This is a genomic window from Cellulomonas sp. P4_D11 (assembly GCF_056401915.1).
Genome location: NZ_JBFUIK010000006.1, coordinates 163,538 through 172,489, shown reverse-complemented (window position 1 = coordinate 172,489; position 8,952 = coordinate 163,538). Strand labels below are relative to the sequence as shown.

The following is an 8,952-nucleotide window of genomic DNA, read 5'->3' as shown; positions in this document are numbered from 1 at the left end:
GGCCAAGGGTCAGGCCGAGGCGGCGAACGCCCGCGCGGCCGCCGCCGAGGCAGCCGCGGCCCGGGCCAGAGCCGCAGCAGCTCCCGCCGTCGTCGCCAAGCCCACCGCGCCCGCGCTGTCGACGCTGCTGGCGCCCACCAAGCGCCAGTTCGGCCTCTACACCCCGCAGTCGCCGTTCAACTGGGCGGAGTTCGACAACGTCAGCGCGACCGTCGGCGTCGCGCCCACGATCTCCGGCTATTTCCAGGGCTGGGACGGCCCGTTCCGGCCCGACGCCGTCACGCGGGCCTGGCAGAAGGGCATGCTCCCGCTGCTGACGTGGGAGTCCCGTCCGCTCAAGGCGGCGAACGACCAGGCCGTCGACCCGAACTACTCGCTGCCCAAGATCATCGGCGGGCAGTACGACGACTACCTGCACCAGTACGCGAAGGACGTCGTCAGCCTGGGGCTGCCCATGGCCATCCGCCTCGACCACGAGATGAACGGCAGCTGGTACCCGTGGGGCGAGCGGCAGTGGGGCGGCAACTCGCTGAACGGCAACGGCAAGGGCGACTTCGTGAAGATGTGGCGCCACGTGCACGACATCTTCGAGGCCGAGGGCGCCAACCAGTACGTGATCTGGGTCTGGGCTCCGAACATCGTCAACGCGCTGCCGGACTGGGCCAAGAACTCGTCCTGGTACATGCGCAGCCTCTACCCCGGCGACGACTACGTCGACTGGGTCGGGCTGTCCGGCTACTACCGGCCGCCGTTCAAGTCGGACCAGACGCCGACGTTCTCCTACACCTACGACAAGTCGCTCGACCAGCTGCGGTCGATCACCAGGAAACCGATCCTGCTCGCGGAGATCGGGGCCACGGAGGTGGGCGGGCAGAAGCCGGCGTGGGTCGCGGACCTCTTCGCGTCGCTGGCCAAGCCGGAGAACGCCGACGTCATCGGGTTCGCCTGGTTCAACCACACGGTCACGACGATCTCCGGCGGGCAACGCGTCACCAACGACTGGCGCATCACCTCGCGGCGTGACTCGCAGCAGGCGTTCATCGACGGGATCACCAACCCGGCGGCGGGCTTCGTCGACGGACCGGTGGCGGCGACCCTCGCGGCGCCCGCACCCGAGGTCGTGACGCCGACGCCCGAACCCATCCCGGCAGCGGAACCCGCACCGACCCCGGAACCGACGCCCACGCCCACCCCCACCCCCACCCCCACGCCGACACCCACGCCGACACCCGAGCCCACACCCGAACCCACCCCGACGACCACCCAGGAGCCGTGATGAAGACACCCCGTGTCGACCTCGACGCAGACGTCCGTCGCCCGTTCGACCCCGCCGGCCCCCCGCCGCGCATCGCCGTCCTCGGCACCGGCTACCTCGGCGCCACCCACGCCGTCGCCATGGCCCAGCTGGGCATGGAGGTGGTGGGCGTGGACACCGACCCGCACAAGGTCGAGATGCTCGCGGCCGGCAAGGTCCCGTTCTACGAGCCCGGGCTGCCCGAGCTGCTCGCCGAGCAGATGGCCACCGGCCGCCTCCGCTTCACCACGGACGTGGCCGAGGCGGTGGGCTGGGCGGACGTGCACTTCGTCTGCGTCGGCACCCCGCAGTCCAAGACGAGCCACGCCGCCGACCTCCGGTACGTGGAGGCGGCGACGACCGCGATCGCGCGGCACCTGACCCACGACGGGCTCATCGTCGGCAAGTCGACCGTGCCCGTCGGCACCGGTGCCCGGCTCCGGGCGCTGGTGGCCCGCGAGGCACCCTCAGGGGTGCGGGCCGAGCTGGTGTGGAACCCGGAGTTCCTGCGCGAGGGCAAGGCCGTGGCCGACACCCTGCACCCCGACCGGATCGTGCTGGGCGGCACCTCGCCCGACGCCGAGTTCCTCCTGCGAAGGGTCTACGCCGGCCCGATCGCCGAGGGGTCGCCCGTCGTCGTCTGCGACCTGCCGACCGCCGAGCTGGTCAAGGTCAGCGCCAACGCGTTCCTGGCGACGAAGATCTCGTTCATCAACGCGATCTCCGGAGTCTGTGAGGCGGCGGGGGCGGACGTCACGGTGCTGGCCGACGCCCTCGGGCACGACGTCCGCATCGGGCGGCAGTTCCTCGACGCCGGCCTCGGGTTCGGCGGCGGGTGCCTGCCCAAGGACATCCGCGCCCTGATGTACCGGGCCAACGAGCTCGGGGCGGGCCGGGCGGCGGCGCTGCTCCAGCAGGTCGACGAGATCAACATGGGCCAGCGCGAGCGCGTCATCGACCTCGCCGTGCAGGCCTGCGGCGGCTCGGTGCTCAACCGGCGGATCGGGGTGCTCGGCGCCGCGTTCAAGCCGCACACCGACGACGTCCGGGACTCCCCGGCGCTCAACGTGGCGGCGGCCCTGCACCTGCGCGGCGCGCAGGTCACGGTCTACGACCCGCAGGCCGGCGACACCGCCCGCTCGATGTTCCCGACCCTCGGCTACGCGACGAGCGTGGACGAGGCCGTCGAGGGCACCGACGTGATCCTGGTGCTCACCGAGTGGGACGAGTTCCTCAAGGCCGACCCGGCCCACCTGGCGACGCTCGCGCACCAGCCCGCCGTCATCGACGCCCGCGGCAAGCTCGACGCCGCGCGGTGGAGGTCGGCGGGCTGGACGTTCACGGGGCTGGGCAGGGCGGCGGTCGCCGCGTAGGTCCGCAGGACACCGACGGCCCCGGGTTCGATCAGCATCCCCGGGGCCGTCGGCCTGCCCGCGAGTCGTGGTGGTCGCCCTGCACTCACAGCCGGCGCGCCACGGAAGCCTGCGGACGCCGTGCTCCCGCAGCGCACACGAAGAAGGCCCCAGGGGAGTGGTCACCCCGGGGCCTCCTGCTTTTTGTGGGCTAGCCGCCCAGGGCCGCCGCGACCACGTCCTTCGCCTCCGCCTGCACCTGCGCGAGGTGCTCGGCGGACACGAACGACTCGGCGTAGATCTTGTAGACGTCCTCGGTGCCGGACGGGCGGGCGGCGAACCACGCGTTCTCGGTGGTGACCTTGAGGCCGCCGATCGGGGCGTCGTTGCCGGGGGCGTTGGTCAGCTTGCCCGTGATCGCCTCGCCGCCCAGCGTCGTCGCCGTCACCTGCTCCGGCGTCAGCTTCGACAGGGTCGCCCGCTCCTCGCGGGACGCCGGGGCGTCGACGCGGGCGTACCAGGACTCCCCGAACTCGGCGACGAGCTCCCGGTGGTGGACCGACGGTGACTTGCCCGTGGTCGCCAGGATCTCCGAGGCCAGCAGCGCGGGCAGCATGCCGTCCTTGTCGGTGGTCCACACGGTGCCGTCCGTGCGCAGGAACGACGCCCCCGCGGACTCCTCGCCCCCGAACCCGACCGACCCGTCCACCAGCCCGGGGACGAACCACTTGAACCCGACGGGCACCTCGAGCAGGCGGCGGCCCAGCTTGCCGGCCACGCGGTCGATGAGGCTGGACGAGACGAGCGTCTTGCCGATGGCCGTCCCGGCGGGCCAGCCCTCGCGCGCGCCGCCGTAGAGGTAGGAGATGGCGACCGCGAGGTAGTGGTTCGGGTTCATCAGCCCGTCGGACGTGACGATGCCGTGCCGGTCGGAGTCGGCGTCGTTGCCGGTCGCGATGTCGAACGGTGCCGGGTCGCCGGCCATGCGGGCCACCAGCGACGCCATCGCGTACGGCGACGAGCAGTCCATCCGGATCTTGCCGTCCCAGTCGAGCGTCATGAACGCCCACTGGGGGTCGACCGTCGGGTTCACCACGGTGAGGTCGAGGCCGTAGTGCTCGCCGATGGCGCCCCAGTACTCGACCGACGCGCCGCCCAGCGGGTCCGCGCCGATCCGGACGCCCGCCGCGCGGATGGCCTCGACGTCGATGACGTTGGCCAGGTCCGCGACGTACGAGGACAGGTAGTCGTGCTTGAGGGTGGTGTCGGCCGCCAGCGCCGCCTCGGCGCTCACCCGCGGGACGGCCCTCCAGCCGCTGGCGAGGATCTCGTTAGCACGGTCGGCGATCCAGCCGGTGGCGTCGGACCCCGCCGGGCCGCCGTGCGGCGGGTTGTACTTGAAGCCGCCGTCGCGGGGCGGGTTGTGGGACGGGGTCACGACGATGCCGTCGGCGAGCCCGGGCCCGACCGTGCGGACGCCCTCGGACGTGCCCGCGCCGTTGTGCCGCAGGATCGCGTGCGAGACGCCCGGGGTCGGGGTCCACGAGTCGCGCGCGTCGACGTGCACCTCGACGCCGGCGGCGGCCAGGACCTCGAGGGCCGAGCGCCAGGCGGGGTCGGAGAGCGCGTGCGTGTCGCGGCCGATGAACAGGGGGCCGTCGGTGCCCTGCGAGCGCCGGTACTCCACGATCGCGGCGGTGATGGCGACGATGTGCGCCTCGTTGAACGCGGTGTCCAGGGCGGACCCGCGGTGGCCGCTGGTGCCGAACACCACGCGCTGCGCGGGATCGTCGAGGTCGGGTTCGCGGTCGTAGTACGCGCCGGTCAGGGCGTCGAGATCGACGAGGTCGGACGGCTGGGCAGGTGTTCCGGCGCGCGGGTCCATGTCGCGATCCTCCCTCACGCCCGGTGCCGGCGCACCCCCCGGACCAGCGGCGATGTGGATGCAGCGATGGGTGCAGGACCGGTGGTGCGGACCGGCGCCGATCCTGCACCCATCGGCGCGCCCACTGTCTGCGGCGCTGCCCGCGCTCTGCGACCCCGGCTGGTCGGCCCCGGCCGGACCGGTAGCCTTTGCCGCATGGCCAAGAACTCGTCCGACTTCGTGCTGCGCCCGTTCGAGGGGCTCCCCGGTGAGCCCGACTGGGTGGCTCTCAAGGAGCTCGTCCCGGCGGCGACCGCGACGGCGCGGACGACCAAGGAGCACGGCGCGCGCGAGGTGCTGGTGACCACCGTGCTGCCGACCAGCTGGCCGGCCCTGCACCGCGCCGACGGCGTGATCCTCCTGGCCCTGCAGACCACCAGCAGCTCCAACGACGTGAGCCGCGACCTCGCGCACGCGCTGCTCGAGGCGCTCGAGGTCGAGGCCGGCACCGCCGTCGAGACCATCGGGCTCCCGGAGCCGGGCCCGCGCCTCCAGGACGTCCTCGACCTGTCCGTGCCGTTCGACGTGACGGTGCAGGACTCGTTCGCGTACTGGCTCGCCCCGGACACGGAGCGCACGCCCGACCTGCAGGCCGCGATCGAGGAGGCCGACGCCGGCATCATCGACACGGTCAAGCTCGAGTCCGCGGAGGCCGCGTACTGGTGCCGCATGGGCGCACGCGAGTTCCTGCGCTGGGCGCAGCCGCACGAGGAGCAGGTCGTCCTCGACGGGCTGGCCCGCCTGCACGCCAAGCGCGCGTCCGGCTTCGAGGGCGCGAAGTTCGTCGGCTACTTCCGCTCCGCGGGCCTCGTCGTCCCCGTGTGGGAGCTGGCCAAGGGCTCGGAGGCCGACGACATCGAGAAGCCCCTGGCCGACTTCCGGGCCGGGTTCGAGGCCGCGCTCGCGGACACCGCGCCGCTCGACGCGAACGAGCGCCGCGCGCGCGCCGGGCTGGTCGCGCGCCAGGTCACGCTGCGCTGACGCCCGGGTGTCCACAGACGGGTGAACCCGCGGGCGGTGCCCGCGGCGATGGATAGGGTGGCGGACGTGACGCGCAAGGGCCGACAGGCCGTCGAGGACCAGGCGGGGACCGCCACGCCGACCCCGGACGGCACCGCCGGGACCGAGGCCCTGGACGACGCCCGGCCGACGGCGGACGACACCGCGGCACCGTCCGGCGACGTCCTCGCGGCGGCGGTCGACGGGCTGCCGGCGACGGCCGACGCGCCCCCCACCGCGGCCGAGGTCCGCAAGGCTGCGGTCGACGAGAAGAAGGCGGCCGCCCACAAGGCCCGCCAGCGCGTCGCGGTGATCATCCCGGCCAAGGACGAGTCCCGGCGCATCGCCGCGACGGTCCGCTCGGCCCGCGCCATCCCGCACGTGGACCTGGTGCTGGTGGTGGACGACGGCTCCGAGGACAACACCCAGCACGTCGCCCGCGAGGCCGGCGCCGTCGTCGTGCGGCACTCGCACAACCGCGGCAAGGCGGCCGCGATGGAGACCGGCGCCGCCGTGGTCGCCATGCGCGACGCCCCCGACCGGCAGCCCCGCATCCTGCTCTTCATCGACGGCGACCTGGGCGAGACCGCGGTCAACACCGCGCCGCTCGTACCGCCGGTGTTCGAGGGCCACGCCGACCTCGCGATCGCCCTGATCCCGCCGCAGCCCGGGGCGGGCGGCCGCGGCATCGTCGTCGGTGCCGCCCGACGGGCGATCGCGTCGATGACCGGCTGGACGCCGACGCAGCCGCTGTCCGGCATGCGCTGCCTGACCCGCGCGGCCTTCGAGGCGGCGACCCCGCTGGCGCACGGCTGGGGCGTCGAGACCGGCATGACGATCGACCTCCTGCGCCGCGGCTTCCGCGTCGTCGAGGTGCCGTGCGACCTCAAGCACCGGCCGTCCGGCTCGGACCTCAAGGGTCAGATGCACCGCGCGGCCCAGTACCGCGACGTGCAGCTCGCCGTGAACGCCCGCCGGGTCCGCCGCGCGGCGGGGGCCGTGAAGCGGACGGTCACGCCGGCGGAGAAGCCCCCGCAGACGCACCGCTGACGGTCGGCGTCCCGCCCGCCTCCTGGGCCGGCTCGGTCGAGGGTTCGTCCAGCTCCCCGTCCGGCGCCCCGAGCCGCCACTGCGCCGCCGCGGCGACGAGGCACGGCACAGCGACCGCGATCCCGGTGGCCGGGACGACGATGCCCGAGTCGTTCATGAGGAACCCGACGGTCAGCGCCGCGCCGATGGCCGCGACCGCCGGCCGCAGGAGCGGGACCGCGCGCTGCAGGCCCGCCATCGAGCTGCCCGTGCCCATGAGCGCGCCGCGGCGGGGGCGGCCACCCGCGATCACGAGCCAGGTCAGCAGCACGCCGCCGATGGCGAGCACGAGGTAGCGCCACGACGTCAGCACGCGCAGGTTCACGGCGATCTTCCGGCTGACGACGTCCCACAGCCCGCCGTCGAGGACCGTGGCGAAGAACCGGCCGAGGTGGGTGCGGTCGTCGGGCGGGCGCATCCAGTCGAGGACCGCGAACCCACCGACGACCACGACGCCGACCAGCCCGATCAGGGCGATCCACTTCCAGTTCACCTTGCGCCCGCTGACCACGATGGTGAGCATCGCGAACGCGAGGATCAGCGCGGGCGGGCCGCCGAAGTCGCTGCCCAGCCCGGGCGTGCCGTCGACCACCACGAGGAGCAGCCCGAGGCCCGCGACCGCGGCCGTGGCGAGCCCCCGTCGACCTCGCCGCAGGAGCGGGTCCGCGATGGCTACCGCGAGCAGCAGCCCCGCGGCCGTGAGCAGCGCGAACGCCTGGTTGCTCATCCCGTAGAAGCGCGCGGCGAGCACCCGGTGGGCGCCCATCGGGGAGTCGATGACGAGGGTCGAGCCCGTGCAGGCGTCGATCACCAGCACGGCGACGGTGACGCCGGCGACCACCCCGGCCGGCCCGAGCAGGTTGCGCCGCCACGGCCCGACCAGGGACACGACGGTGATGAGCGCGATCCAGCCGAGCAGCACCCACCAGAACGTGGTGACCGGCATGTCCGAGCGCCACCAGGGGATGGTGTTGGTGAGGAAGGACGCGACGGGCGCGGCGGCGAGGGCCAGGGCGGCGACGCGCAGGACGCGCAGGGCGGGGCGCAGCGGGGCCTGGTCGGACCGACCCGTGCGGGTGAGGATGATCGCCGCGGCGATGAAGAGGAGCGCCTGGACGAGCACCAGCCGGGTCGAGTAGGCGCCGCTGACCCGGGTGACCATCGTGGCGTGCCGCTGGATGTCGAGCAGCCGGTCGACGCGGGCCGTCGCGGCGGCCGTCGACGGGCCGGGCAGGATCTCGGACCCGCTGAACGCGGCGGCGCTCTCGTCGAGGCCGATGCCGTCGAGCAGGGTCGGCGTCACGTCGACCGTCTGGATCAGGCCGGCCTGCCGCGTCGAGCCCGAGGTCAGCAGGCTGTCGGCGTACTGCTCGCCGTTCGGCGCCAGCCCGGTCGCCGCGCCCAGCTGCAGCGCGGTGCGGCCGGAGTCGGCGAGGGAGATCACCAGGACCGTCGCGCCCGAGCTCCGCGCACCGGCGATCGCCGCCCCGATCCGGTCGTCGATCGCCTGGGCCTGCAGGGCGCGCGACGGCTCGACGATCGCGTCCGGGGTCGACACCTCCGGCGTGGTCGGCTCGTCGGCGTCGTCGCCCGGCGCGGTCTCGGTGGGCTGGGGCGTGCTCGGCCGGGCGACGGTTGCGTAGCCGGGGTCGCGCAGGGAGCCGGCGTCGATGACCACCAGCTGGGAGGCGGCGAGGGCGTCGCGCACGGCGCGCGTGATGCCGGTGCTGCTCGTCGGCAGGTTCTCGTACGTGCCCACGGGGACGCCCTGCTGGTCGGCCAGCGCGATCGCGGCGCCCGGGCCGATGCCGGTCGTCGCGGAGCCGGCCGAGGCGAGCATGCTCCCCAGCAGCCCGGGGGTCGCGCCGTACGACTCGGCGTCCGCCGCCGCGACGTAGTCGTCCCAGCCCGGCACCTCGCCGTTCTCGCCGGGGTCGCGCAGCGTGCGGCAGGTGCCGTCGTCGCTGCGCACGTCCGCCGAGCGCGTGCCTGTCGAGACCGCCAGCCAGCCGTCGGCGGGGCAGGACCGGGACGCGACGCTGCGCGCGGCGACCAGGCCGATCGAGCCCTCCCGGGACAGGCTCCAGAGCGCCGGCGTCGTCAGCGTGGTGACGTCGTCCCAGCGGACGCCCGTGACGCCGACCAGGAGGACGGGCGGGTCGTCGGCCGCCTGCGCCGGGGTTGCCAGGAGCATGCCCGCCACGCTCAGCAGGAGGACCAGCACCACGCCACGGATCCGGGACGCGCGCGGGCGGGCAGGGGTCAGCACCGTTCCAGCCTACGGGCGCACTACC

6 protein-coding genes are annotated in these 8,952 nt (G+C 74.1%); 4 read left to right on the top strand and 2 right to left on the bottom strand.

The features are described 5' to 3' along the window. Together AC1DT4_RS06155 and AC1DT4_RS06150 are read left to right on the top strand one after the other, a co-directional pair. A partial coding sequence (locus AC1DT4_RS06155) for a glycoside hydrolase family 26 protein (RefSeq protein ID WP_477088890.1) occupies window positions 1-1,276 on the top strand: 1,276 nt, incomplete at its 5' end. Next, the gene (locus AC1DT4_RS06150; RefSeq protein ID WP_477088889.1) at window positions 1,276-2,667 is read left to right on the top strand and encodes a UDP-glucose dehydrogenase family protein; all 1,392 of its coding nucleotides are present in this window, start codon (window positions 1,276-1,278) and stop codon (window positions 2,665-2,667) included. The genes AC1DT4_RS06155 and AC1DT4_RS06150, both read left to right, overlap by 1 nt. A gap of 190 nt (window positions 2,668-2,857) precedes the next feature. On the opposite strand, the gene pgm is transcribed toward AC1DT4_RS06150, so the two are convergent. After that, window positions 2,858-4,531, bottom strand: a complete 1,674-nt coding sequence (pgm, locus tag AC1DT4_RS06145; protein ID WP_477088888.1) for a phosphoglucomutase (alpha-D-glucose-1,6-bisphosphate-dependent) — start codon at window positions 4,529-4,531, stop codon at window positions 2,858-2,860. 195 nt (window positions 4,532-4,726) lie between these two features. On the opposite strand from pgm, the gene AC1DT4_RS06140 reads away from it, so the two are divergent. Continuing rightward, complete coding sequence (locus AC1DT4_RS06140) at window positions 4,727-5,551, top strand: DUF5926 family protein (RefSeq protein ID WP_477088887.1); 825 nt, start codon at window positions 4,727-4,729, stop codon at window positions 5,549-5,551. A 327-nt stretch (window positions 5,552-5,878) separates the two neighbouring features. Further along, entirely contained in the window at window positions 5,879-6,619 is a 741-nt protein-coding gene (locus AC1DT4_RS06135) for a glycosyltransferase family 2 protein (RefSeq protein ID WP_477088893.1), read from the top strand. Here AC1DT4_RS06135 and AC1DT4_RS06130 read toward each other — a convergent pair. Then, a complete protein-coding gene (locus tag AC1DT4_RS06130; RefSeq protein WP_477088886.1) occupies window positions 6,582-8,927 on the bottom strand; it encodes a hypothetical protein in 2,346 nt (781 codons plus the stop codon). The two genes, AC1DT4_RS06135 and AC1DT4_RS06130, sit on opposite strands and share 38 nt — an antisense overlap. Window positions 8,928-8,952 lie beyond the last annotated feature (25 nt).

Bases quoted from the DNA above. Each gene is read 5' to 3' on its own strand.
- pgm (WP_477088888.1), bottom strand. From the start codon at position 4,531: ATGGACCCGCGCGCCGGAACACCTGCCCAGCCGTCCGACCTCGTCGAT.
- AC1DT4_RS06140 (WP_477088887.1), top strand. From the start codon at position 4,727: ATGGCCAAGAACTCGTCCGACTTCGTGCTGCGCCCGTTCGAGGGGCTC.
- AC1DT4_RS06150 (WP_477088889.1), top strand. From the start codon at position 1,276: ATGAAGACACCCCGTGTCGACCTCGACGCAGACGTCCGTCGCCCGTTC.